21 protein-coding genes and 1 other RNA gene are annotated in these 24,922 nt (G+C 40.6%); 11 read left to right on the top strand and 11 right to left on the bottom strand.

Annotation, left to right across the window (positions count from 1 at the left end; all coding sequences use genetic code 11):
• Window positions 1-93: 93 nt before the first annotated feature.
• The 5 genes from ssrA to FFM67_RS10260 all read left to right on the top strand — a co-directional run bounded on the left by ssrA (window position 94) and on the right by FFM67_RS10260 (window position 4,473).
• Window positions 94-462, top strand: a transfer-messenger RNA (tmRNA) gene (ssrA, locus tag FFM67_RS10280).
• 318 nt (window positions 463-780) lie between these two features.
• The gene (locus tag FFM67_RS10275; RefSeq protein WP_137614472.1) at window positions 781-1,728 is read left to right on the top strand and encodes an ABC transporter permease; all 948 of its coding nucleotides are present in this window, start codon (window positions 781-783) and stop codon (window positions 1,726-1,728) included.
• Window positions 1,725-2,693, top strand: a complete 969-nt coding sequence (locus tag FFM67_RS10270; RefSeq protein ID WP_137614471.1) for an iron chelate uptake ABC transporter family permease subunit — start codon at window positions 1,725-1,727, stop codon at window positions 2,691-2,693. The genes FFM67_RS10275 and FFM67_RS10270 overlap by 4 nt, the downstream gene beginning before the upstream one ends.
• Window positions 2,690-3,448, top strand: coding sequence for an iron ABC transporter ATP-binding protein (locus FFM67_RS10265; RefSeq protein WP_137614470.1), 759 nt, complete (start codon window positions 2,690-2,692; stop codon window positions 3,446-3,448). Before FFM67_RS10270 ends, FFM67_RS10265 begins: the two co-directional genes overlap by 4 nt.
• Window positions 3,449-3,504: 56 nt before the next feature.
• Window positions 3,505-4,473 (top strand): siderophore ABC transporter substrate-binding protein, encoded by a 969-nt coding sequence (locus tag FFM67_RS10260; RefSeq protein WP_137614469.1) that lies wholly within the window; start codon window positions 3,505-3,507, stop codon window positions 4,471-4,473.
• A gap of 103 nt (window positions 4,474-4,576) precedes the next feature.
• Here the strand turns inward: FFM67_RS10260 and FFM67_RS10255 are convergent, their stop codons facing one another.
• The 3 genes from FFM67_RS10255 to FFM67_RS10245 form a co-directional block, all read right to left on the bottom strand.
• Window positions 4,577-8,146, bottom strand: a complete 3,570-nt coding sequence (locus tag FFM67_RS10255) for a SpaA isopeptide-forming pilin-related protein (protein ID WP_170178025.1) — start codon at window positions 8,144-8,146, stop codon at window positions 4,577-4,579.
• Between the two features lie 442 nt (window positions 8,147-8,588).
• A complete protein-coding gene (locus tag FFM67_RS10250; RefSeq protein ID WP_137614467.1) occupies window positions 8,589-9,437 on the bottom strand; it encodes an aldo/keto reductase in 849 nt (282 codons plus the stop codon).
• A 188-nt stretch (window positions 9,438-9,625) separates the two neighbouring features.
• Window positions 9,626-10,969 (bottom strand): citrate/2-methylcitrate synthase, encoded by a 1,344-nt coding sequence (locus tag FFM67_RS10245; protein WP_137614466.1) that lies wholly within the window; start codon window positions 10,967-10,969, stop codon window positions 9,626-9,628.
• Window positions 10,970-11,138: 169 nt separating this feature from the next.
• Between FFM67_RS10245 and acnA the strand changes: the two genes are divergently transcribed.
• Together acnA and icd are read left to right on the top strand one after the other, a co-directional pair.
• The gene (gene acnA / locus FFM67_RS10240) at window positions 11,139-13,790 is read left to right on the top strand and encodes an aconitate hydratase AcnA (RefSeq protein WP_137614465.1); all 2,652 of its coding nucleotides are present in this window, start codon (window positions 11,139-11,141) and stop codon (window positions 13,788-13,790) included.
• Complete coding sequence (icd, locus tag FFM67_RS10235; protein ID WP_137614464.1) at window positions 13,790-15,019, top strand: NADP-dependent isocitrate dehydrogenase; 1,230 nt, start codon at window positions 13,790-13,792, stop codon at window positions 15,017-15,019. The genes acnA and icd overlap by 1 nt, the downstream gene beginning before the upstream one ends.
• A gap of 93 nt (window positions 15,020-15,112) precedes the next feature.
• Here the strand turns inward: icd and FFM67_RS10230 are convergent, their stop codons facing one another.
• Together FFM67_RS10230 and msrC are read right to left on the bottom strand one after the other, a co-directional pair.
• Window positions 15,113-15,340 (bottom strand): hypothetical protein, encoded by a 228-nt coding sequence (locus FFM67_RS10230; RefSeq protein WP_137614463.1) that lies wholly within the window; start codon window positions 15,338-15,340, stop codon window positions 15,113-15,115.
• Window positions 15,341-15,450: 110 nt separating this feature from the next.
• Complete coding sequence (msrC, locus tag FFM67_RS10225) at window positions 15,451-15,933, bottom strand: free L-methionine (R)-S-oxide reductase MsrC (protein WP_137614462.1); 483 nt, start codon at window positions 15,931-15,933, stop codon at window positions 15,451-15,453.
• Between the two features lie 298 nt (window positions 15,934-16,231).
• On the opposite strand from msrC, the gene FFM67_RS10220 reads away from it, so the two are divergent.
• Window positions 16,232-17,674 (top strand): peptidoglycan DD-metalloendopeptidase family protein, encoded by a 1,443-nt coding sequence (locus tag FFM67_RS10220; RefSeq protein ID WP_137614461.1) that lies wholly within the window; start codon window positions 16,232-16,234, stop codon window positions 17,672-17,674.
• A gap of 63 nt (window positions 17,675-17,737) precedes the next feature.
• Here the strand turns inward: FFM67_RS10220 and budA are convergent, their stop codons facing one another.
• Complete coding sequence (gene budA, locus FFM67_RS10215; protein WP_137614460.1) at window positions 17,738-18,451, bottom strand: acetolactate decarboxylase; 714 nt, start codon at window positions 18,449-18,451, stop codon at window positions 17,738-17,740.
• Window positions 18,452-18,506: 55 nt separating this feature from the next.
• Complete coding sequence (alsS, locus tag FFM67_RS10210) at window positions 18,507-20,159, bottom strand: acetolactate synthase AlsS (protein WP_137614459.1); 1,653 nt, start codon at window positions 20,157-20,159, stop codon at window positions 18,507-18,509.
• Window positions 20,160-20,431: 272 nt separating this feature from the next.
• On the opposite strand from alsS, the gene FFM67_RS10205 reads away from it, so the two are divergent.
• From FFM67_RS10205 to FFM67_RS10195, 3 genes are all read left to right on the top strand, one after another.
• Window positions 20,432-21,295, top strand: a complete 864-nt coding sequence (locus FFM67_RS10205; RefSeq protein ID WP_137614458.1) for an SPL family radical SAM protein — start codon at window positions 20,432-20,434, stop codon at window positions 21,293-21,295.
• 73 nt (window positions 21,296-21,368) lie between these two features.
• Complete coding sequence (locus tag FFM67_RS10200; RefSeq protein WP_137614457.1) at window positions 21,369-21,641, top strand: hypothetical protein; 273 nt, start codon at window positions 21,369-21,371, stop codon at window positions 21,639-21,641.
• 34 nt (window positions 21,642-21,675) lie between these two features.
• Complete coding sequence (locus tag FFM67_RS10195) at window positions 21,676-22,599, top strand: LacI family DNA-binding transcriptional regulator (protein WP_137614456.1); 924 nt, start codon at window positions 21,676-21,678, stop codon at window positions 22,597-22,599.
• 141 nt (window positions 22,600-22,740) lie between these two features.
• On the opposite strand, the gene FFM67_RS10190 is transcribed toward FFM67_RS10195, so the two are convergent.
• From FFM67_RS10190 to FFM67_RS12460, 4 genes are all read right to left on the bottom strand, one after another.
• Window positions 22,741-23,283, bottom strand: a complete 543-nt coding sequence (locus FFM67_RS10190) for a DUF1697 domain-containing protein (protein ID WP_137614455.1) — start codon at window positions 23,281-23,283, stop codon at window positions 22,741-22,743.
• 222 nt (window positions 23,284-23,505) lie between these two features.
• Complete coding sequence (locus FFM67_RS10185; RefSeq protein WP_137614454.1) at window positions 23,506-23,889, bottom strand: hypothetical protein; 384 nt, start codon at window positions 23,887-23,889, stop codon at window positions 23,506-23,508.
• A gap of 203 nt (window positions 23,890-24,092) precedes the next feature.
• On the bottom strand, window positions 24,093-24,533 hold the full coding sequence (locus FFM67_RS10180; protein WP_246042977.1) for a PepSY domain-containing protein: 441 nt from the start codon (window positions 24,531-24,533) through the stop codon (window positions 24,093-24,095).
• A complete protein-coding gene (locus FFM67_RS12460; protein ID WP_246042976.1) occupies window positions 24,530-24,694 on the bottom strand; it encodes a hypothetical protein in 165 nt (54 codons plus the stop codon). Before FFM67_RS12460 ends, FFM67_RS10180 begins: the two co-directional genes overlap by 4 nt.
• Window positions 24,695-24,922 lie beyond the last annotated feature (228 nt).

The raw sequence follows: 24,922 nt of genomic DNA, 5'->3' as shown, positions 1-24,922 counted from the left end.
CAGTCATGACTTTCACTAACGCTCGAAAGCTTTACTTTTTTGCTTTTTTGATAATGAAATGTTATAATTTCAGTTGCAGTAAAATTTTATTAAGGGGCTGTTTCTGGATTCGACAGGCATTGTTCGGGCCTGAGTTGCGCTTCGTAGGTTACGTCTACGTAAAAACGTTACAGTTAAATATAACTGCTAAAAACAATAACAACTCTTACGCTTTAGCTGCCTAAAAACAGTTAGCGTAGATCCTCCCGGTATCGCCCATGTGCTCGGATCAGGGTCTCAAATGAAGTGGGATACGTTTTAACTTTCCGTCTGTAAGTTAAAAAAGAGCGCATCAGACTAGCGAAATAGACTGCTTGTCACTCGGCATGCTATCGAGCGAAACCTTAAATGAGTTGACTATGAGCGTAGAGATTTAGGTTAAGAGATGTTTGGACAGGGGTTCGATTCCCCTCAGCTCCATAACTATTTTTACAAATTGAATTAAGATAAAGGGGTGCTGAAATCAAGCGATTTCGGCACTTTTTTATTTTCAAGATTTTGCTATTGTCGTTCTAACTCCTTGTATTCTGTTTCGATTTCCTTCCAGCTTCCCATCTAAAAAAGCTTCTCTCCAACTACTTTTTTTTAAGATCAACTTTATGACCTCAACCAACGTAACGGCGGCTCGATTTTCTTATGGTTATTTTTTCATTAAAAAGAGCTTGCATTTGCTCTGTTTTTCACCTAAACTTTATTCTTAGAGAGAATGAGAATCATTATCATTTATTGAGGGGTGAGTTATTGGGAAGAAAAGGCCTTTTTCTTGTTTTATTTTTGTTGAGCGCTCTCTCTATTTTTATTGGAGTAAAAGATTTAATGATCCACGCTCTACTCTACGGTGATTCGCAGCAATGGCTAATTGTAGCTACGACTCGCCTACCAAGAACAATTAGTCTGATTTTAGCTGGCGCAACGATGAGTATTTGTGGATTGATTATGCAGCATCTCACTCAAAATAGATTTGTTTCACCAACAACCGCTGGAACGATGGATAGTGCTCGACTAGGCATCTTACTGGTTATGCTGTTTCTACCTAGTGCTTCTACTGCAATCCGAACACTCGCGGCGTTTATTTTTGCCTTTTTGGGAACTATGGTCTTCTTAGGCCTGAGCCGATTGCTCCCAACGAAGGACCCGATCTTTCTCCCATTGTTAGGTGTAATGTTCGGAAATGTTGTGGGTTCTCTAGCCACCTTTTTTGCGTATCAATTTCAATTGATCCAAAATATGTCTTCTTGGCTTCAAGGGAATTTTTCCTTAGTTACAAAAGGTAGTTATGAACTTCTCTACCTAACGATCCCACTTTTTTTTATTATTTATTATTTTGCGTATTTCTTCACAGTCGTAGGTCTAGGTGAAGATGTGGCTGTCAACTTAGGCATCAATTATTCCCTCGTTCAAACATTAGGTATCGGCTTAGTATCCGCAGCCAGCAGCTTAGTCCTAATCATGGTTGGGACTGTTCCTTTTTTAGGAGTAATTGTACCGAATATTATTTCTCTGACCTATGGCGATCACATAAAACAAACTATATGGATTACCGCATTGTACGGGAGCTTATTTTTACTCATTTGTGATATTATTTCGCGAATCGTCATTGCTCCGTATGAAGTACCTGTGAGTCTAACTGTCGGGATTATAGGTAGTCTGATTTTTATCTATTTATTGGTTAGGAGGAACCGCGCATGATCTTTTCTCAGCCAAAAAAAATACTGTTACTGATTGTTCTTGTAATCCTAGCCATGTTCTTGTGTGGACTTTACCTCACTTATAACACCTACGACAACCTCAACTTTGCATTAATGCTCAGAGGGAAAAAAGTTGTCGCGTTTGCACTAGTTGCTTTAGCAACAGGGATGGCGACAGTTAGTTTCCAAACCATGACCCAAAACCAATTTTTGACACCTAATATTCTTGGTTTAGATGCCCTCTATGTTTTGATCCAAACAATCTTATTTTTCATAGGTGGTGGCGTCAATATATTGTCACAGGAACAAACCTCAATTTTTTTACTAAGTATTCTCTTGATGGCCTTATCAAGTTTATTACTAGCCAAAACGTTACTAAAACGGCGGCAAAATGATTTATTTATTCTACTGATGCTGGGGATGATCTTTGGCACCTTATTTAGTAGTACAAGTACTTTTTTTCAGGTCATGATGGACCCGAATGAATATGATCTGTTGCAAGGGCGACTTTTTGCCAGCTTCAGCAATATCAATACGACCCATTTAGGTTTGGCTGCGGGAATCATTTTACTAGGATCTCTTATTTTATTTGCGCTCAATCGCTATTTAGATGTTTTGCATTTAGGGAAAGATCAGGCAACGAACTTGGGACTTTCGGTGAATGCGTTCCAAATTTTTTTGCTATTTTTTATTAGTCTATTAACAGGAACAGCAACCGCACTGGTCGGTCCCATCACCTTCTTGGGCTTTATCGTTGCGAATATCAGTTACCAGTTAATGCCGAGCTATCGCCACAGCGACCTCTTTCCAACTGCGATCTTACTTGGTTTTATTTTTTTAGTTGGTAGTCAATTTTTAGTCGAACAAGTTTTCCATTTAAAGACCACGGTCAGCGTTGTTACCCAATTTATCGGTGGCCTGTACTTTATCGGAAAAATCATCTATGAAAGGAGCCGGTATCGATGATCCAGCTCGAAAATGTTTCAAAAAACTACGGTGCAAAGAAAGTGGTTTCCGAAGTTTGTCTGCCTATTAAAGAGAAACAACTGACCGCATTTATCGGACCAAACGGTGCTGGAAAAAGCACCTTATTATCGATGATCAGTCGCTTAATTACAATTGATGCTGGACAAATCTATCTTGATCACAATGAGGTCAAGGCTTGGCACTCTAATGAACTGGCCCAAAAATTATCGATTTTAAAGCAAAGTAACGGAGTCAACTTACGGATTACGGTTCGTGAGCTGGTAGGCTTTGGTCGGTTTCCGTATTCGAAAGGTCGGTTGACCAATACCGACCAAGACTTGATTGACTACGCGCTGGAAAAGTTAGGATTAGTGGCATTGGCGGAAGACCAAATCGATACATTGTCTGGTGGTCAATTGCAGCGGGCATATATTGCCATGATTTTAGCGCAAGACACTGACTATATCCTATTAGATGAACCACTGAATAATTTAGATATGAACCATTCAGTACAGCTGATGCAGACCTTACAACGCTTGGTCGAAGAAGAACATAAAACAATTCTGTTAGTCATCCACGATATTAATTTTGCAGCAAGCTATGCTGATGAAATTGTCGCGATGAAAAATGGACAAATTTTTGCTCATGGAGCAACGAATAAAATGATACAGCCACAGATCTTAAATGAGTTATACGAAATGGATATCAAAATTTGCGAGTTGGACGGAAAACGGTTTTGTATGTATTTCAATTAGAACAGGCTTTAAGCCTCAAAATGAAGGCTTTTATTATAAATTAGGGGGAATTAAAAATGAAAAAATATATAATGGGGTTATCGTTAGTCGTGCTAGGCTTATTCGTTTTGTCTGGTTGCGGGACAGCAAATGATGCGAACAGTCGTCATTCAACTGGTCAATCAACAACAAACAGCTCAACCAAAAGCGAGTCGTTGGAAGTGAAGGATTCCAATGGTACTGTGACCGTACCGAAGAATCCTAAAAAAGTCGTCGTTTTTGACAATGGCTCATTAGATACCTTAGATGCTTTAGGTGTTGGTGATAAAATTGTGGGTGCAGCGACCGATAATTTGCCCGCCTATCTAAAACAATACAAAAAGGTGGAATCAGCCGGTGGTATCAAGGAACCTGATTTAGAAAAAATCAATCAAATGAAACCCGATTTAATCATTATTTCCGGTCGGCAAAGTGATTTTTTAGCGCAATTAAAAGAGATTGCACCAACTATGTATCTAGCAGTAAACCCTTCAGATACGTGGAATTCAATCAAACAAAATGTTGAAACCCTTGGTCAAATCTTCGAGAAAGAAAAAACAGCACGTAAACAGTTAGCTGAATTGGAGACCCGCATCAAAGAAACCAAAGCAACCGCAGAAGAGAGCAAGGACAAAGCTTTGACTGTCTTGGTCAACGAGGGACAATTGTCTACGTATGGCAAAGATTCTCGCTTTGGGATCGTTTATGATACCTTTGGTTTTGCGGAAGCCGACACTGCCATCAAAGCTTCCACTCACGGTCAAAGCGTTTCCTATGAATATGTTTTAGACAAAAATCCTGATGTCCTTTTCATCATTGATCGAACCAAAGCAATCGGCGGTGACGACAGCAACAATAACGTCGCAGACAATGAGTTAGTTGCTCAAACAACTGCCGGTAAAAACAAAAAAGTCCTCTCTCTACAACCAGACGTTTGGTACCTAAGCGGCGGCGGACTTGAATCTGTCAAATTGATGTTAGATGACGTCAACAAAGCATTTGAATAATGGAAGAAACCCTCAGAAAAACTCGTTTCTGAGGGTTTCTTTGTGACTATTTAGTTGTTGATCTGATTTCCAGTTAATGTAATGACCACCAAACTGATTATTTTTACTTACGGCGTTTTATGAGATACACTGCACTACCCAATATCATTAATCCTAGCACAATTAATTGTGGCTGATTGCGATCATTTGTCTGAGGATAGGACTCTTTCTTTTGCCCTTTATCCACTGATGTATGAACATTTTGCTCATCACTGGACCTGCCTACATAGGTGGTTGTAGTAGTGGACGTCGTACTTTCTTCGCTACTCTCACTTGTTGAAGAAGGTGTCTTTTCTAATTCATTGGTTACAGTAAGGAGTTGCAATTTGTTCAAGTTTTCCTTGGTTACTTCGAATTTTTTAGGCTTAGGATCCAGCACATATCCTGGTAATGCCTTCGTTTCGACAAATTGATAGTGACCAATAGCTAGCTTATCAACAAAAATTCGTCCCTCTTTATCTGTCGTATACGTCTGTAATAATTTCCCATTCGCATCCTCTAGTGCAAATTCAACACCCGGTAAAATTTTATGGGTCTGCGTATCTCTTTTTTCTAGAACCACTTGACCCGTTGCAGCTTCTTTTTTATGATTGATAATCGTTGCGATTTCTGCACTACCGTTTTCTTCTTCGGTCACTTGAACATGATAGATTTTACCATCCAATTGATAACCGTCAGGTGCTGTCGTCTCAATAATATCATAGCGTCCTAATGGCAAATTATTGAAATACGCTTCTCCGGCGGCATTGCTTGTTGTTGTTTTACTAAACTGCCGTTCATGATCATTTCGAATCGCAAATGTTGCTCCTGCCAGTGGATGCCCCGTTTCATCAGTTTTGATTATCGTAGCACTTCCTAGTTTTGCTGCGCTCTTTTCATTCGTCCATTTGATTGTCATTGTTTGTTCGGGTTTTGCTGGATCAATGACAACCTTTTGAGTCAAGGAGGTATTTGTATAGCCACTTGGCGCAGCAAGTTCCCGAATTTCGTATACTCCGGCTACTAAATCGGTAAATAAGACCTCACCTTTGTTATCTGTAGTCTTTTTCTGAAATTCTCTTTGCCCTAACGCCCGGATTCCAAACTGTGCACCTTTCAATAAGTTTCCGTTAGTGTTATCTGATTTAATGATTTTGACAGCACCTTTTACTGCACTCGCTGTTTCTTTCTGGTTTGTCCATTCACCAATGTTCACTTCTTGCGCGGGGTTATTGATTTTCACGACTAAATTCTGCGCTGTCTTTGTATACCCGGTAGGCGCTGTTATTTCTGCAACCGTATAAAAGGTTCCCGCTTTAAGGTTGTCAAACTTTACAACCCCATTTTCGTCTGTTTTCTTGGTAATAAAGATTTTTTCATCTAGTGTGCGAACGCCGAAGACAACATTTTTCAGCGGTTTCCCTGTTGCTTGGTCAATTTTTCTTAATTGAATACTACCTTTTTTCTCAACCATTTTCTGGTCAGTTACTTCCATCTTTTGGGCTTTATCTGACAGGCCAACCTGAATAATTTGAGGTTTCGAATCTACTTGATACCCGTTTGGAGAAATTAGTTCCACAAGTTCATAAAATCCAGGTGTCAAATCTGTAAAGTCGATCATCCCCGATTTATCTGTGGTGGCCGTACGAAAATTCTTTTCACGTAACCCTCGAAGTCCATAAACTGCCCCGGCTAAATCGGCATGCGTTGCTTGATCGGTTTTATGCAATTGGAGATGCGTCTTTAAAACCTCTTGTTTGGTATTTTCCATTTGGACTGTGACGGTTTGACTCTGTTCACTCACTTCCACGGGATAAACTTCTTCATTTAATTGATATCCTTCTGGTGCTTTGGTTTCTACAATTTCATAGTCCCCATGCGCCAGATCAGCAAAAGTCAACGTTCCGTTTTTATCAGTTGCTTTTACATCAAGAAAATCCGTTGTGCCCTTTTTACGAATTCCAAATTCAGCATCTGCCAAAACTTGTTGTGTCGCCTGATCTGATTTGTGAATTTGAACTTGTCCTTTTCCTTCTACATGAATATCTGGAAGCCACGGATTATAAAAATTATGGATTTCCATCCCATCCCGTTGATGAAGATTTTTAGCGAAAACATAGCCATTAATACTACCGGAATGGTACACAACAGTTGCTTGCGGTGCTATGATACTTCCGATTGTAAAACTATGGTAATAATTTTTACCATCGGATTTTCCATAATTGTCTTCACCAGCAACGTCCACCCCGACCTTTGAAGTATCTGGATAGCTTCCATCGTCTTCTAAGTAGTTCACGATACTTGTTGCTTTTGGAAAATAGAAAGTCAATTTACTAGCAAGATCACTATATGTTCCTGCATCTTGTTGCGTGGTTCCTGCAATACTTGTCCCATTCATAACAATCTTTTCTGCACTTGAGGTCACAAGAATTTGTTTATAGTGTGTCCCTTTTAAAAAGTCATTAGGAATTGACAACGTTTTGATTGTTAAGGGGGTGCTATCCTTTTTAAAGGTTAGAATCAATACTTTGGGATCTTGTTTAGAGGGGGCTAATTCAAAGCCATCCCCTTGATATACAGGTGCTTCTACTCCTGCTGTCAACAAACTTAACTGATTGGTCAACTGCTCTTGTTGTGTTTGTAATTTGGCAAAAGCAGTTTGGATTGTGGCATCATCTGTTTCATAAGCTAAAGCAGAAAACCACTCACCCAAATTTTTATAAATCCAATTTTCCATTGGGGCATGGGCAACTAGCCAGCCCTGGCTATATCCATTCGTTGTTCGATTTTCAACGACGGGTTTTACCCAATCATTGGTCGCATGGTTAATAATTTCGCCACCTAAGAGAACATTTACGTACTGATCTGGACGAATTGGATCTCCAATTGTCGTGTTTTGTTCCCTAAAAGAGGCACCATACGTAAATGTTTGCAAATCATTGGGGAAAACACTGTTTCCTTTTACGGCGATTGCACCTTCTGTATCTGCCATGTTAGCAGAGTGTTCGCCAGTCAAATAGGCATTATAATCCCACAATTGACCGAGCTTATTTCTTTCACTTTCAGACAATGTATGAATCGTTGTTCCCTTTGTTCCTACCTGTTTAGGCGCTTGAATTGCTGGTTGCATGGCTTCACTACTGTTTGAACTAGTTTTAGTTGACTTTGATGTTTCACCCTTTGAAGAGGTGCTTGTATTTGCTATGGTACTGTTTTGTGTCGATTGAACAGCGGTTGAGGGTTCTGTCATTTTACCTGTACTCGTAGTTTCTGTGTTAGCTTGATTTGCTTCAATGGTTAAAGAAGCAAGTGATAGTTGTTCTTGTGCATCGGATTTTTGTGATTTTAAGGATAGACGGTATGTTCCAACCTTATCCGCGTGATATTGATAAACAATCCGATTTGCTGTTCTTTCAGACTCCTTTATTGAAAAACCTGTTGCTGGCATGACTGAAAGTTGACTTGTATCTAAATTTTCTCCAGTTAGTGTCACCAGTCCTTTCTCCCCAACATTTTTAGGTTCTTGGTCAAAAGTAACGACTGGCTTTATTGTTTCAGCATAAACTGAATTAGAACTAAAAAATAACGGTAAAAAAGGTATCACCAGTAGAATCATTATATATAACCAATTTGTCTTACGTTGCTTATCTGCCATTTCTATCCCCTCCGTTGAGATAGTATATAGCCGATTGATTCGCCATTCAAACATTTCGTCCGTCCGTTTTTTTTGCGCAAACCCTAAATTTTTATTTATAAAAAAAAAAGAAAAAAAGGACACTTTGAATTTATAGATTCTCTATTTATCAGCTGTTTGTACTCGATCAAGAGTCAGAGTATACAACTGGTAAATTTATTCTTACGGGGTACAACTCGCTTAAAAATACACGTCATCTACATTTTATGATGCTTTTTTTCAATTTTTTCTTTGCTATCTTTGATTTTTTTTTGCCCTACTTTTTCTAAAAAAAACATTTTCCTATCAAATATTTATTCTCCATACTCTTTTTTTATTCCTGAATAAAATTTATTTAAAATAACGTTTTTTGAATTTGACAAACATACCGAAAAAAAACCGACTAATTATAGTCGGCTTACTATCACCAAATGGTCAGTGGTGTTTTTCTTGTCGGTTCAGGATAAACTTGATTCAGCTGGGCTAAATCTTTATCGCTTAATTGAATTTTAGCAGCGCTTAGATTGCTTAAAACATGTTCCTTTTTCCCCGCTTTTGGAATCGCAATTGTTCGTCCATCTCTAATGCACCAAGCCAATAAAAGCTGAAAAATATCACAATCATGTTTCTCAGCTAGTTCTACTAAGGTTTTTTCTTTGGTAAAATGAAAACCTTGACTGTCTCCCATTGCTAATGGGCAGTACGCAATTAATGGCATTTGCTGTTGACGCATTAGCGGGATCAAATCAAACTCAATGCCACGATCTCCTAGGTTGTAGCAAACTTGATTCGTGGCACAGTGGTTGCCATTTTCTAAACGTAAGATCTCCTTCAATTCGTCCGTGTCTAAATTTGAAACGCCCCATGACTTAATCTTCCCTTTCTTTTGTTCCGTTTCTAGTGCTTCAATCGTTTCTTCAAAGGGAATTTGACCTGACCAATGGAGTAAATATTGATCTAAATAATCTGTTTTCAAGCGTTTTAAACTGGCATCTAAACTTTTTACTAATTGCTTCTTTGAGGCGTTTGACGGCAAGACCTTTGAAATTAAAAATAATTTTTCCCGATCATAGGGTGCAATTGCTTCTCCAACCAATTCTTCAGATAAGCCGTTCCCATACATTTCAGCTGTATCAATCACCTCCGCACCGGCTTCGATCCCGGCCTGTAACGCCGTGATTTCTTGTTCTTTCGGCGCACGACCTTCCCCCATTTTCCACGTTCCTAAACCGATTGGAAAAACAGATTGATTTGCTAACTTGACTGTCTTCATACGATTCTACCTTCTTCTACTCTTTTGATAATTAAAGTCTACAAACTTTCAGGAATAATTTCAAGCTAACACCCCCGGCTGGCTTCTGTCTCAGATGAGGGCATTTAGAAAGCCTGTATAGATTTAAAATTAACAGAAGAACAATAAAGAAGGAGTTGTGACAAAATACAGTCACAGCTCCTTCTTTATTAGTTCCGTTTCATAATTGACTGATAGCTCTGGGCCTCAGAAACTTCCATATAAGCCGGTCGAATAATTTTTTGTACATTGATCAGTTCTTCGATTCGGTGAGCCGACCAGCCGATGATTCGAGCAATTGCAAACATCGGTGTATACAATTCTTGAGGCAAATCGAGCATATGATAAACAAATCCGCTAAAAAAATCGATATTGGCGCTAACGCCTTTATAAACCTTGCGTTTTTCAGAAATGATTTCAGGTGCTAAGCGTTCGACCTTGCGATAGAGATCAAATTCAGCCGAAGCCGCGGAGCCTTTCTCTTCAGCCAGCTTCTCAACATAGCGTTTAAAGATTTCCGCTCGCAGATCAGACTCTGCGTAGACCGCGTGCCCCATGCCGTAAATCAGTCCTTGTTTATCAAAAGCCTCTTTATTCAAAATTTTTTCTAAATAAGTACGTATCTCGTTTTCATCTTCACAATCATTGACACTCGCCTTCAAATCTTCCATCATGCGGGTGACTTTGATATTCGCTCCGCCATGTTTTGGTCCCTTTAACGACCCTAATGCAGCAGCAATGGTTGAATACGTATCCGTCCCGCTAGAGGTTACTACGCGCGTGGTAAAGGTTGAATTGTTTCCACCACCGTGTTCCATATGTAAAACCAATGCCATATCCAAAGTCTGTGCTTCTTGGAACGTATACTGTTTGTCTGGCCGCAGCATAGTCAATATTGCCTCAGCGGTGCTTAGATTTTCTGCAGGACGGTGGATATACATACTTTCACCCTTCCCATGATTGTAGGCATGGTAAGAATAAACGGCAAGCATCGGAAATGTAGCAATCAACGACAAGCTCTGATCCAATACATTCTCAATGCTGATGTCATCTGTCTTACCATCATAACACCCCAATGTTAAGACGCTGCGGGACATCATGTTCATTATATTATGTGAGGGCGCCTTCATGATAACATCACGTGTGAAATTAGTTGGTAGTGTTCGTCTTTTACCGATTAAACTCTTGAATTCTGCCAGTTCAGCTTGGGTTGGCAGAGTGCCAAATAATAACAAGTAACTGACTTCTTCAAAGCCTAAACGCTTTTCTGAAACAAATCCGTTCACTAACTCGTTAATATCGATTCCGCGGTAACGTAATTCTCCACACTTTGAGACTACCTTGTCTCCATCCATGATTTGCGGATGAATCGTGGAAATATTGGTTAGCCCAGCCAAAACACCCTTCCCATCAAGATCTCGTAACCCTTTTTTGACATTATGCTTTTTATATAAGGACGCATCCAAGTAATCTTCACGACGGCAGACCTTAGCCAGTTGGTTCAAATCTAACATTTCTATGTCCTCCTAACTCTATCCAGATTTGTATTCGATTTTAAAAACATTATATCACCATTATCATAAAATGAAATAGTTTTAATAATTTGATTTACATTCTTTTTTTTTATACGTATAATATTGCTAACTATCTTCAAACGATAACACACTTAGGAGGGATTCCATCGTGGATTGGAAAAAAAAGTTAATCGTCAATGACGAACATTATACCTATTTTGATCTTCCTTCAATTGTAGCAACTTACCAAAAGGACATTACGGCGTATCCCTACAGCATTCGGATTTTAATAGAAAGCTTAGCACGCCATGAAGAAATTGCTGATTTAGAAAATCTGGTCAATTTTAACGCAAAAAAGCCCACTGGAGTCGTCCCTTTTCGCCCCTCACGGGTGGTACTGCAAGACTTTACCGGTGTGCCTGCGGTAGTGGATTTGGCAGCAATGCGAGATGCGGTGGTCAAACTTGATGGCGATCCGCGGATCATCAATCCCGAGATTCCCGTGACTTTAGTTGTGGATCACTCAGTCCAAGTCGATTGTGCGGGAACCAAAGAAAGCCTGGCTTATAACACTGAAAAAGAATTTGAGCGGAACCACGAGCGCTATCAATTTTTAAAATGGGCCCAGCAGGCTTTTGATAATTTTGAAGTCGTTCCACCGGAAACAGGCATCATCCATCAAGTTAATTTAGAATATTTATCCGATGTGATCTTGAAAAATGAAAAGAAGCTTTTATTCCCCGATTCATTAGAAGGAACCGACTCTCATACCACCATGATCAACGGCCTGGGCGTACTTGGCTGGGGCGTTGGTGGAATCGAAGCGGAAGCGGCGATCTTAGGAGAAGCTTCTTATTTTCCAACTCCAGAGGTCATCGGCGTGGAATTGACTGGTTCCTTAAGTCCTGGTGCGACAGCCACCGATTTAGCCCTTTATTTAACCGAACGCTTACGCAATGAAAAAGTTGTCGGTAAATTCGTTGAATACTTTGGCAACGGCTATAAAACACTAAGTCTCTCTGACCGTGCAACAATCGCCAATATGGCGCCTGAGTACGGCGCGACTTGCGGATTTTGCCCGATCGATGAAGAGACGCTGGCTTATTTGCGCTTAACCGGCCGAACAGAGGGACAAGTCCAATTAGTTACGGCCTATGCAAAACAAAACAGCTTGTTCTATGATGGAACGGAAACACCTGAGTATACTCGCGTCATTCATTTAGACTTATCGACAGTTCAATCTTCAATTGCTGGACCAAAACGGCCTCAGGATCGAATGCTATTAGCCGAAGTGGCGAATAATTTTACTGACTCCTTAACCAATCCCAACGGACCGAAAGGCTTTGGCTTAAACGAAAAGGAGCTTACCCGCCGAGAAAAGATCGCTGGGACTGATGAAATGCTTGAAACGGGTGATTTAGCCTTAGCCGCTATCACTAGCTGTACGAATACTAGTAACCCTTCCGTCATGGTGGCTGCTGGCTTACTAGCTCAAAAGGCCGTTGCTTTAGGTCTGCAGGTCCCGAAAACCATCAAAACTTCTCTGGCCCCCGGTTCAAAGATCGTAACCCAATACTTAGAAAAGGGCCATTTACTCGAACCGTTAGCTGAACTAGGTTTTGATATTGTCGGCTATGGCTGTACTACTTGTATCGGAAATTCTGGACCTTTGGCCGAAGAAATCGAAACGATCTTAAAAGAAAGTGATTTAGTCGTTTCTGCCGTCCTATCTGGTAACCGGAATTTCGAAGGGCGGATTCACCCCTTGATTAAGGCGAACTATTTAGCTTCGCCGCCGTTAGTGATCGCCTATGCTTTAGCAGGCTCAATCAAAAAAGATTTAACGAAAGAAGCAATCGCTGTCGTCAATGAAAAAGAGATTTACTTGAAGGACCTGTGGCCAACGCAAGATGAAGTGGCGACTTATATCAATGAGTTCTTAGAGCCGGCTGACTTCAAAAAGGCTTACGAAAATGTTTATCAATCGAATGAACGGTGGAATCAAATTGAAACGTCTGAAGGTGAGTGCTACGATTGGGATGACACCTCTACCTACATCGCTAACCCACCTTTCTTTGAAAACTTAGGTGCAGCAATTGATGCTACGGAAAGTTTGAAAAATCTGCAAGTCTTGGTGAAATTTGGTGACTCGGTTACTACCGATCATATCTCGCCAGCTGGTAATATCAATTTGCAATCACCGGCTGGTAATTATTTAAAGGCGCATGGCTTGGCTTACAAAGAGTTTAATTCCTTTGGTTCAAGACGAGGCAATCATGAAGTCATGATGCGGGGAACCTTTGGCAATATACGCATTCAAAATCAATTAACTCCCGAAACAACTGGCGGCTATACAACACTTGCTACCACTGGTGAAGAACTGTCGATCTATGATGCGGCGATGCGTTACCAACAAGAAAAAATCGGTACGATTATTTTAGCTGGGAAAGATTACGGTATGGGATCTTCCCGTGATTGGGCCGCTAAAGGAACCAATCTTTTAGGTGTCAAAGCAGTCTTAGCGGAAAGCTACGAACGGATTCATCGCAGTAATCTTGTGATGATGGGTGTGATTCCCTTTGAGTATCTACCCGGACAAACGGCGGATTCTCTAAGCTTAACTGGACAAGAACGGTACAGCTTTGTCTTTCCAGAGGAACCAGCTATCAATCAGTTGATTGACGTAATTGCTCTTGGTGAGACAGACATCCATTTCCAAGTGAAATTACGATTCGATTCTGCTGCGGACATCACCTATTGGAAAAATCAAGGTATCCTACCATTAGTCATCCATAAAAAAATGCAGAAGGAGCAAGCGTAATGACAAATACAACGAATCCTGTCATCCCCTATATCGAAGGCGATGGTATTGGTCCTGAAATTTGGCAGGCAACCAAAAAAGTCGTCGATGCAGCCGTATATTCTGCCTATCAAGGAACACGAAAAATCAATTGGCTGGAAATTTTAGCTGGTGAAAAAGCTTATAATCAAACGGGCACCTGGCTTCCTGACGTTACTTTAGAAGTGATCAGAAAACATAAAATTGCCATCAAAGGGCCGTTGACCACGCCAATCGGTGAAGGGTTTCGTTCTCTTAACGTGACTTTACGCCAAGAATTAGATCTCTACGCCTGTGTTCGACCGGTCCGCTATTTCAAAGGTGTCCCTTCTCCATTAAAGGAACCAGAAAAAACCGATATGACCATTTTTCGAGAAAATACCGAAGACGTTTATGCCGGCATCGAGTTTGCAAAGGATTCTTCCGAAGTCCACGCGCTGTTAGCTTTCTTAACGGAGAAATTATCTGTTACAAACGTTCGTTCCCCCGAAACAACTGCCTTAGGGATCAAGCCCATCTCTCAAACAGGCAGTCAACGGCTGATTGCCGCGGCGTTAGATTATGCCCTTGAACAAGGCAAGACTCGCGTAACGCTGGTTCATAAGGGCAATATCATGAAATTTACTGAAGGCGGTTTTAAGAATTGGGGCTATGACTATATTGAAAAAAATTATTCCCAAGCCTTCACAATGAATCAGTTTAAACAACTTTCCGCCAAAGTCGGCATGGAAAAAGCGGAAGCGGCTTTGGCGGAAGCGCAAGCTGTGGGGAAAATCATTGTTGACGATGTCATCGCAGATAATTTCTTGCAACAAATTCTTTTGTATCCTGAAAAATATCAAGTCGTGGCGACGACAAATTTAAATGGGGACTATATTTCCGATGCTTTAGCCGCCCAAGTTGGCGGGATTGGGATCGCTCCTGGAGCTAATATTAATTATAAAACCGGCCATGCGATTTTTGAGGCCACCCACGGAACTGCACCAGATATTGCCGGTAACGGCTGGGCGAATCCTTGCTCGTTGTTACTGTCGGCGACGATGCTGTTGGATCATCTCGGCTGGTTTGAAGCTAGTCAGTTGATTCTGCAGGCGATCGAACAGGCGCTAGAAAATCATTTAATGACCCACGACTTTGCTAAAATGCTAAAAATCAATGCTCTATCAACCAACACGTTTGCTGAACAATTAGTATATTTTATTACAAAATAGGTAAAAAAGAGGTACGACTGTTTCAGTCATACCTCTTTTTTGTGAATAGAGTGTGTGTCAAAAGTAATTCCGACACGCTCTTTGCTTGCTTTTTTAGCTAAAAAATCGATTATTTGTAACGATGCCTGTAACTTCACTGTATTTAATTAATACTTGGCCTTCAACTTGATCAATTTTATCTACATCTAACCCATAGAAACGCTCGACATTTACAACACAGCCGTCGTCTTCTTTCCGTAGAACCTCTCCAATAATTGGTCGAGCAAAGTCCGTTTTACGACACTCATAGCTCTCTCCGATAATAACTGCTTCTTTATTCATCGAAATCCCCCTTAAAAGTTTTACTACACTTATATCGTAGCATTACGCGGGTTAAAAAGCCATATTAAGTGTGTTATTTCTTTAAATAAACAGCATTATATGCGTTATTTCTAATTTAAGTTGATGCTTTCCATTAATAATGCTACATATTGTTCTAAATAAAATTGATCGATCTGGTCGTACATACCGACTTCTGAACTGTCAAGATCTAGCACACCGATCAATTGATCCCCTTTCTTCATAGGGACGACAATTTCCGAGCGAGCCGCAGAGTCGCAGGCAATATAATTTTTGTGTTCCAAAACATTTTCAACGATCACTGTTTGATTCTTCTCGGCAGCTTCGCCACAAACACCTTTGCCCATTGCGATATGGACACAAGAAACATTCCCTTGAAACGGTCCTAGGATCAACTCATCTTCTTTAAACAAATAATACCCAGCAAAAACAGTTTCTTGTAAAGTTTGATTTAATAAAGCGGAAGAGTTCGCTAAATTCGCGATCAAATCACTTTCTCCTTCAAGCAACGCTTTCTGCTGCAACAGCAGCAATTGATAAGCCGCTTCTTTTCCTTCTTGATTTCTCCAACCCATTCGTTCGTCCCCCTGCTTTTAAAAAATAATTTTACAAATAGCTCATTCTGGCATTATTTTACCGTAATTGATCGAAGAACTCCATTAATCGAGTGAGTCTTATCTAACTTAGATTCCATAAAAAAAGCCACAGTGACTAAATGATACAGGTCAAGTAACATTTTGACTTTTTCCTCTATTCGAATATTTCATTCCCATGACAATCAATACGGTTAGATGAAAATTCGTCTACTCCGAACTTTTTATTCATAAATTCTTATATAATTGAATCCGAAAGATGAAAAAAGTGAGGGAACCCATGATTAAGTTGAAACAATACACGGCGTTGACGTTATGCGCCCTGACACTAGCTGCTACTCCGATTAGCGCGTTAGCAGACGAATACGATCAAAAAATTGCTGATCAAGATCAAAAAATATCCGCATTGCAGCAAACAGAACAATCCGCGGAGGAACAAAGAGCTGCTTTAGAACAGCAAGTTGCCGCTGTTGAAAAAGAAGTCACCGATGTCTTGAAGGAAAAAACAGATGAAGAAAAGAAATTAAGCGACTTAACTAAAAAGATTGGAATTTTACAGGAAAAGATTCAAAAACGTGAACATCAGTTGAGAAGTCAGGCACGTGATGTACAAACTAAAAACCAAGCGACTTCCGTTGTCCACGCAGTTATCGAATCGGATTCGATTGGCGAAGCGGTCAAGAAAACAATGGCTGTTTCAACAATTCTAACAGCTAGTAAAAATATCATGGAACAACAAACCAAAGATAAGGCAGAACTAGAAGCACTTGAAAAAGACGCCGAACAACGCCTAGTCGTGATTAATCAAAAGACTGAAGAATTAAAAGCCAAGCAAGAAAAACTCGTCCAAACGAACTTGGATCAACAAGTTAAAATAAATGCGCTTCAAGCCAGCATTGCCACTGAAAAAGAGCAAAAAGAGACATACGAAAAACAAAAAGAAGAGGCTGAGAAGAAACGTCAAGCCGCTTTGAAAGCTTTAGAAGAACAGCGTAAAAAAGAGGCTGAAGCCCGGGAAAAAGCACAAGCAGAAGCTGAAAAACAAGCGAAACAAGCCGCTGAAGCTGCTCAAAAAGCGGCTGAAGAAGCTGAAAGACAAGCGGCTGAAGCCGAGAGTGCAAAACAAAAACAAGCCGCTGAAATCGCGCAATTAGAAGCGCAGCGTCAAGCCGCTGAAGCCAAACAGCAACAGCAGCAAACGGAGACAGTAACTAATCCCTCTGCTGTGCAAGTAACGACAAACCCATCAACAACTGACATTCCTGATGCACCCAGTGTCACAACACCTAAAGAACCAGAATCAAAACCAGTCTCTAACAGCAGCGGCTGGGCATCCCCGTTATCAATTGGTTTAATTGTCACCAGTCCTTTCGGTCCCCGTGTAGACCCAACTGGTGCCTCTGGTTCCCAGCATGACGGCATCGACTTTGCTGGCTCTGCAGGAACGCCGGTACTTGCTTCAAAAGCCGGAACAGTCGTGGAATCCAGCTTCCACTGGTCCGCGGGAAATCATGTAATTATCAAGCATCCAGATGGTTACTACTCTTATTATATGCATTTAGTATCTTCTGCTAATGTCAGCGTCGGTCAATCCGTCAGTGCTGGTGAAATTCTTGGCGGTATGGGTACAACCGGTAACTCCACTGGCGTCCATCTACACTTTGGCGTCTCTACGGCATTATGGTCTGGCTTTGTAAATCCCGGACCGTTACTAGGAGTCTAATAGTAGTACAATTTATTTCTGCACCAAAAAAGAGCCGTTCACCTTTAGTGAACGGCTCTTTGCTTATTCTGCTTCTTCAATATCTTTCGAAATATCGTCAAGTTTGATTTCATTTTCTAAATAATCGGCATTTTCTGTTGGAAAATGTTGGCGGAACTCAGCTACTTCCATCAGCTCAACTTTCCCCTCTGTTAACTCAAAATCAAGGACGTGACCGCCAAATTGATGATCATCGCTAATAAAGTGTAGATGGAAACCCGCTGCTGCAGCCCCTTGGAATAAGTTTGGTGTGAAGAAACCGACAATCGTCCCGGAAATTTCATCTTCAGAAAATTCTGGTTGATGTCTTGCAATCTCTACAAAGCGTGGATAAGGCTTCTCTTGCTTGGGTGCCACCCGCACATGCATATGTTTGAACGTGCCGCTGATCTTCACTGCGGCAAACAAATTGTGGCTGATTTTTTCTAAGATACGATCCTTCACTGCCGTGTCTGTAAGCTTAGCTAATGAAAAATTCTCATCTGCTTGAAAAGCCGTTACCGCGGCATAAGGAGTAAGCTCATCACCGGCTAGTTGATTGATTCTACCTGTTTCATCTGCATGATACATGACACCATCTAGGATGATCACTTCACCGTTTGATCCTTCTAATGTGCCTAACCCAAAATCACCATAATGCAGCAATTCACCAATTTTTTCCGTACCATCCATTAAATCTTGCATCAAGCCACCAAGTGTTGCATGTTGGTAAATATAACTTTTTGTTTTCACTGTCATAATTAGTCCCTCCTACTTGCCGTCACTCTATTCACCTAGTAAGTCAATCGGCTGTTTAATAGAATTGATCGGGCAAGATCGTTTTTCCTAATTCTTTGTTGTCGCTGTAATCAATCGGAATATCAATAATCACTGGACCATCGGTATGCAAGCCTTCTTGAATTGCAGCTTCCAATTCTGCCTGAGACGTGGCCCGGAGACCCTTGGCCCCGAATGCTTCCGCATATTTTACAAAATCAACTGGACCAAAATGAACACCAGAAGACCGATCGTATTTCATTTCCTCTTGGAATTCCACCATATTGTAACTGCCATCGTTCCAAATCAAATGAATAATTTTTTGCTTCAATCGAACGGCTGTTTCCAACTCTTGAGCGGAGAATAAGAAACCGCCATCCCCAGAGATCGAAAAGATCTGGGTATTTGGTCGAACTAAAGCTGCGGAGATCGCCCAAGGCAACGCCACACCAAGAGTTTGCATCCCATTACTGAACAATAGATGACGTGGTTCATAACTGCGGAAATGACGTGCCATCCAAATATAATGGCTACCGACATCGACTGTTACGGTCATTTCATCACTAACCTTTTTTTGTAAGGTATCAATAACCGCTAACGGATGCACCCGACCCTCAACGGAAGCAACGTGCTTATTGCCATTTTCTAATTTGTCTTGCAGCGTAGTTAAATAATGGACTGCATCTTCAGACAATTCATAATGATCGATCGCTTCGCTTAAGTTTTCCATCGTTTTGGCAATACTGCCAATCAATTCTACCTCTGGTTGCATGTATTGATCGATTTCCATTGGTACCTCATCTATTACTACAATACGCGCATCCTTCTCCGCATTCCAATTTCGTGCTTCATATTCGATTGGATCATAGCCCACTGCCAGAACGAGATCACTACGTTTCAGTAACATATCTCCTGGTTGGTTACGGAATAATCCAACACGACCGAAGAAATGATTTTCTAATTCACGTGAAATAATTCCCGCCCCTTGGAAAGTTTCAACCACCGGCAAACCGGTTTTTTCTACTAATTTACGAATAGCTTGCGTTTCTTTTTCACCTGAGGCACGCATTCCAACTAATAACACAGGCAGTTTTGCTTCTTTGATCCGTTGAATCAAATCGTGAATGTCTTCTGTTGCCGCAGCACCTAATATTGGGGCGGATAAAGGATTGATCGCCGCTCCTTTCACTTCGCCATCGGTCACATCTTGTGGGATTGAAAGGAAACTTGCGCCTTTTTTTGCAGTCTTCGCGATACGGTACGCATTCGCAATGCTTTCTGATAACGTTTCAGGATCTTGAATCTCAGAACTATATTTTGTAATTGGGGCAAATAAAGCCGCGTTATCCATGCTTTGATGTGTCAGCTTAGATAAATCGGACCGTTTAACTTGTCCAGCCAAAGCCAAAACAGGATCGCCTTCCGCTGTAGCAGTCACTAACCCGGTTGCTAAATTACTTGCCCCCGGTCCGCTAGTTGCGATAACCACACCGGGTTCGCCAGTCAAACGGCCAATCGCTTGTGCCATGAAGGCCGCATTTTGTTCATGACGGGCTAAAATTAATTGTGGGCCATGATCTTCTAATGTATCGAAAACGCCGTCAATCTTGGCGCCAGGAATTCCAAAAATAAATGGAACGTTATGATTTTCTAAACTTCTAACAATGATTTCTGAGCCTTTATTTTCCACTGTATTACATCTCCTAAAAATCTGTATCATTTACAATTGATAATATAGCATCTATTCTTTTATATATCAAGAATGAAACACTTTTAAATATTGTTTTTCGGAAACTATTCGTCTTCATACAGAAAATAGATTGATTTTTGACAAATAAAAAGTCGTGAGAACTTACTGTTTCTCAACCATAAAATCATCTTCATTAGTTACTGAGATGTTTGATTGTTATCGCCTTGATTTTATGAGACAATAAACACGAACATACGTTTAGGAGGCGCCCAATGCATTACAAAGCATATAAAACGATCTTATCCCCTAATAATGGTTTAAATCTTTTTCGCGGCTGTACTCACGGCTGTATTTATTGTGATAGTCGTAGTGATTGCTATCAAATGGATCATCCTTTTGAGGACATCGAAATCAAGGTCAATGCCTTAGCAATTTTTGAACAGGAATTGCAGCGGCGGCGGAAACCGTGCATGATTGGCACCGGCGCTATGACCGATCCTTATATTCAATTAAAACCTCGCCTGCAAATTACCCGCGGCGCTCTTGCATTGATTGAAAAGTATGAGTTCGGGGTAGCGATTCAAACCAAATCCACCCGTATTTTGCGCGATCTGGATCTACTGACAGCGATCAATCAAAAAACTAAAGCGGTTGTGCAAATGACTTTGACCACTTATGATGAAGACTTATGTAAATTATTGGAACCGTATGTTTCTACTACAAAAGAACGTGTTGAAGCATTGATACGTTTTAAAGAGGCCGAGATTCCATCTATTGTCTGGCTCTCTCCGATCTTGCCTTTTATTAATGACAGTCAGGAAAACTTGCAAGGAATTCTCGAATACTGTATCCAAGCGGGAGTCAAAGGGATTTTATGCTTTGGCTTTGGGGTGACCTTACGAGCTGGCAATCGTGACTATTTTTATCAGCAACTGGACAAATACTTTCCTGGTATGAAGCAAAAATATCGCCTTGCCTTCGGGGAAAACTATGTGTGCACTAGCCCTAACAACGAGGTCTTAATGGAAATATTTAAGAATACCTGTCGAAAACACGGCATTCTTTACCAAACAGAAGACATCTTTCGTTACCTTCATACCTTTGAAGACAAGCGGGAGCAACTTTCTCTATTTTAAGTAAACAAAGAGCTTGCTCTGAAACGAGTTTCATAAACTATACTGCTTTTGTAAAGAAAAAGGAGGAAGTTTTATGAATACGTATATGAAGATTCAAAATACCGAAACACAAGAATATTTTCATGTTTCTCTAAACTTTTCTGACCACCAGTTAACTCTCATTCGAAGCCAAGGTCTGAAGCGTCCCCTCACTGAGACATTGCAGTTAGCGGACATCACTAGCTTAGTCTTTGATAAATTTTTAGGTAGCCCGATCATTAGTTTCTTCTATAAAAATCGACGCTACACCTTTTATGAATCCGGCCCAGCCGTGACCGAATATCTTAAAGAGAACTTAGCGGCTTAAACACAGAATAAATCCTTGATTAAAGAGGTGTCCCATGGCGAACATCCGTGATATCGCAAGAATTACCGGCTACTCCGTATCAACGATCTCCCGCGTCCTTAATAACCATCCGTATGTAACCGAAGAAAAACGTGAAAAGGTACTGGCTGTCATGGCCGAGCTGAATTATGTTCCGAATCGTTCCGCGCAAAATTTAAGCTACGGAAAGACTAAGAATGTCGGAGTTATCTTGCCCTTTATTAACCATGCTTATTATGATCAAATGCTTAGCGGAATTATGCAGGCGGCTTTTGACCACCGTTATCGAGTGAGCCTACTGCCGACGAATTATGATCAAACACTGGAAAAAAACTACTTAGATGAATTTGCTACCAAGACTTATGATGGACTGATTGTCACCACAAAAGCCAATCCCATCGATATTTTTCAGGACTACCAACAGTACGGTCCAATCGTTTTTTGTGAAAACATTCCGGAGGCACCTGTGAGTTGCGTCTATTACAACTTAGAAAACTCCTTAAGGGAAGCCTTTCACTATTTAAAAGCGAAGGGTGTTGAACATTTAGGAATCACCTTAGGACGTAGTAAAAATATCAGCCATAACTCACAAGTAACGATGCGGATTGCCAAGGAAGTCTTCCCAAACTTTGATGAGGCGAATATTTTTTGGGACTGCTGTGTCCATGCCCACGACGGGGAAAAAGCCGCCGCATTTTTTAAACAGCGTTCTGTTGATGGCATTTTAACCAATGGCGATGAAGTGGCCGCCGTTATTTTGACTGAGTATGAAACCAATCCGCCCTTAGTGATTGGTCGGGAAAATTTGCTGATCAGTAAATTAGCTGGCTTTCCCACTATCGACCATCATTTGACTACGGTCGGGGAATTAGCCTTTGAAGCTTTTTTCCATAATAAACAAGAAAAGATTTGCGTCCCTCATGATTTTATTGAATGGTAAGCCAAAAACAGCCGATTGAAAAATTTCAATCGGCTGTTTGGTTATTTTTCACCAATGTAGAGAGGATTATTCTTTTTGATTATTTTTCAATGCGCTACTCTGTTGCTAACTAAAACAATAAAGCTGCCCATATTAGGCAATCTATCCTCTACCCAATAACAATAACTTATTGACCGTCTTACCATTACGGATCGTTACCTGCTTATTCACGGCTGAACTGGCGATTTTTGCCCAGCGGGATTTTGAAAAAGTCTGCTGAGCTGCCGACCAAAAAATAACATCACCATAATCAGCCATTTGTTCATATACAGGATCGATTTCCCCTACTGCTTGGTACACTTCCGCAACAGTCATTGGTGGAATCACAAAAATCGCATAGTAGATCCTTTCCGTGGCTTGATTCCACCAAATTGGCGCATGTTCAACCGTTTTCGTCAATTCATCCACGGAAAGAACCATCACGGGGATGGTCAAGCCGAATTGATCCTTGAGTAGTGCTTGGCAGCTTTGGACTAGCGCTGTTTTTTCTTCGATATCACTGGAAAAGAGCACATTGCCGCTATTGATATAGGTTTTTACTTCTGAAAAGCCCCACGTTTCAAATGCCTTTTTCAAATCAGCCATCGCAATTTTATTTTTTCCGCCAACATTGATACCTCGCAACAAAGCGATCTGTTTTTTCAAAATACTCCCTCACTAACTCATTAAATTTTTTACAGTAGAAACAGGTCGAGAGTTTTCCATAACACCTGAATTATTTTGACCATTGATATCAGGCTTTGTCCTTGAATATAGCGTTCTACTGATTGCACTGTTAGAAGGCTACTATGCTACTATTGCCTGTGCTTTCTTAATAATTAGGAAGGTTTCCAGTATAAATTAGTCACATCCTGACCAACAACGACACTATGGAACAGTAAACTGATCACTCACTCTCATTAATAAGACAGACCGGTCGTAAATGGCACGGATCTCCTGAAACTGTGGCATTACTTGAAATAGTAGTAGCAATAAACACGCCCACTCTTTCTCTGAGAAATAGGCATGGAAATAAAAGAAGTAACGTCTCATGGACTCACTTACTGGATGGATGTAGAGTGAACGTACCAACGAAAGACACGGTCGATCAAGGGTTTCAGTCCCTAAAACATCCCGAATCTGCAAAAGACGCACCAATTTAATGACCGTTTCACCGTCGTGGCTCTCACGATAATAGTCGATGATCTGTGGCTCGATATTTTCTTGTTTGGTCCGGAATAGTTGATAGGCCGTAAAAGGATGACGCGGCATAAGCTCACCTTCTTTTGAAAATAATTTTTTGCTCTACACTATTATTAACGAAAGATTTTGTATAAATGCTTACCTTTTTTTCGTCTTGTACAACTTTTTTACTCTCAAATCGTAATGAGAACTCGTTTGATATATGTTTCATCCTCTAGCAGCACAATCCGTGAATCCGTATATTCAATGATCGGCTATTGTCTCTTTAAAAACTATTCGTCATCCGTCTCTGATTCTAAAATTTTTCCAGATTGTGCATCAACTTTGACTTCCGTCTCTTTTTGCCCATCTTTTACTTTAACTTCCCAATAAGTCGTACCTAGATCTTTGTCCAAACCCCATTCAGTCGCTTCACCCTTGCCGACATGCTCTACCGCAAGAGCAGAGACCTTTTCGACACTTAACAATTTATTTAACTCTAATTTGTCTTCTTTTCTTTTGGCACCGTTTTTGTCTTCCGCATCTAACGTTTCCTCCCGCTCTTTCGACATGTCCTTCGTATCTGCGTTGACAGTCATTTCGTATTCCTTCTCGTCATCAACACCTTCAATTTTATAGACATATTTTCCTAAAGAGCTCTCTAAATCCAGTGAAGTAACGTCACTGTTAGGGTATGCCTCCTGATAGGCCTTAATCGCTTCCTCTACACTCACTTTGAACGACTGAGCATTGCCCTCGCTGCTAGCTTGGCTTTGGCTAATTTGCTCGTTGTTTGAGCGGTATTGGAATTAGCAGAATCCGTTGGCTCCGATCCACAACCTGCTAATCCACCAATGAACCCAAGGGACAAACCAAAAATAATTATTTTTTTCACGATTACTCTCTCCTTACCTTTTATTTAGCTACTTTCTAAAAAATAAAATGAAATTGCGCCTCTTATTTATTCTATCATCTTACTTCCAATAAGAAATGGAAAACGATTGATGATAACTAGATTATAAAAAGTCTATTTCGACTATTTTTCAGATAGCGTAAAATATTTTGTGTAAATAGAAATTTAGGGTAGAAAAAGAGAAAGTCCATTCTGTAAAATTAAAGTTAC

The organism is Enterococcus viikkiensis (genome assembly GCF_005405345.1).
Classification (GTDB): Bacteria; Bacillota; Bacilli; order Lactobacillales; family Enterococcaceae; genus Enterococcus_A; species Enterococcus_A viikkiensis.
The sequence above is the reverse complement of the archived record's forward strand: the minus strand, read 5'-3'. Positions and strand labels throughout refer to the sequence as shown.

Coding starts and splice junctions, on each gene's coding strand:
- FFM67_RS10265 (WP_137614470.1), top strand. CDS start 2,690: ATGATCCAGCTCGAAAATGTTTCAAAAAACTACGGTGCAAAGAAAGTG.
- FFM67_RS10185 (WP_137614454.1), bottom strand. CDS start 23,889: ATGCCGCGTCATCCTTTTACGGCCTATCAACTATTCCGGACCAAACAA.
- FFM67_RS10245 (WP_137614466.1), bottom strand. CDS start 10,969: ATGTTAGATTTGAACCAACTGGCTAAGGTCTGCCGTCGTGAAGATTAC.
- FFM67_RS10200 (WP_137614457.1), top strand. CDS start 21,369: ATGAATACGTATATGAAGATTCAAAATACCGAAACACAAGAATATTTT.
- FFM67_RS10260 (WP_137614469.1), top strand. CDS start 3,505: ATGAAAAAATATATAATGGGGTTATCGTTAGTCGTGCTAGGCTTATTC.
- FFM67_RS10220 (WP_137614461.1), top strand. CDS start 16,232: ATGATTAAGTTGAAACAATACACGGCGTTGACGTTATGCGCCCTGACA.
- FFM67_RS10230 (WP_137614463.1), bottom strand. CDS start 15,340: ATGAATAAAGAAGCAGTTATTATCGGAGAGAGCTATGAGTGTCGTAAA.
- FFM67_RS10255 (WP_170178025.1), bottom strand. CDS start 8,146: ATGGCAGATAAGCAACGTAAGACAAATTGGTTATATATAATGATTCTA.
- msrC (WP_137614462.1), bottom strand. CDS start 15,933: ATGGGTTGGAGAAATCAAGAAGGAAAAGAAGCGGCTTATCAATTGCTG.
- icd (WP_137614464.1), top strand. CDS start 13,790: ATGACAAATACAACGAATCCTGTCATCCCCTATATCGAAGGCGATGGT.
- budA (WP_137614460.1), bottom strand. CDS start 18,451: ATGACAGTGAAAACAAAAAGTTATATTTACCAACATGCAACACTTGGT.
- FFM67_RS10195 (WP_137614456.1), top strand. CDS start 21,676: ATGGCGAACATCCGTGATATCGCAAGAATTACCGGCTACTCCGTATCA.
- FFM67_RS10270 (WP_137614471.1), top strand. CDS start 1,725: ATGATCTTTTCTCAGCCAAAAAAAATACTGTTACTGATTGTTCTTGTA.
- FFM67_RS10250 (WP_137614467.1), bottom strand. CDS start 9,437: ATGAAGACAGTCAAGTTAGCAAATCAATCTGTTTTTCCAATCGGTTTA.
- FFM67_RS10205 (WP_137614458.1), top strand. CDS start 20,432: ATGCATTACAAAGCATATAAAACGATCTTATCCCCTAATAATGGTTTA.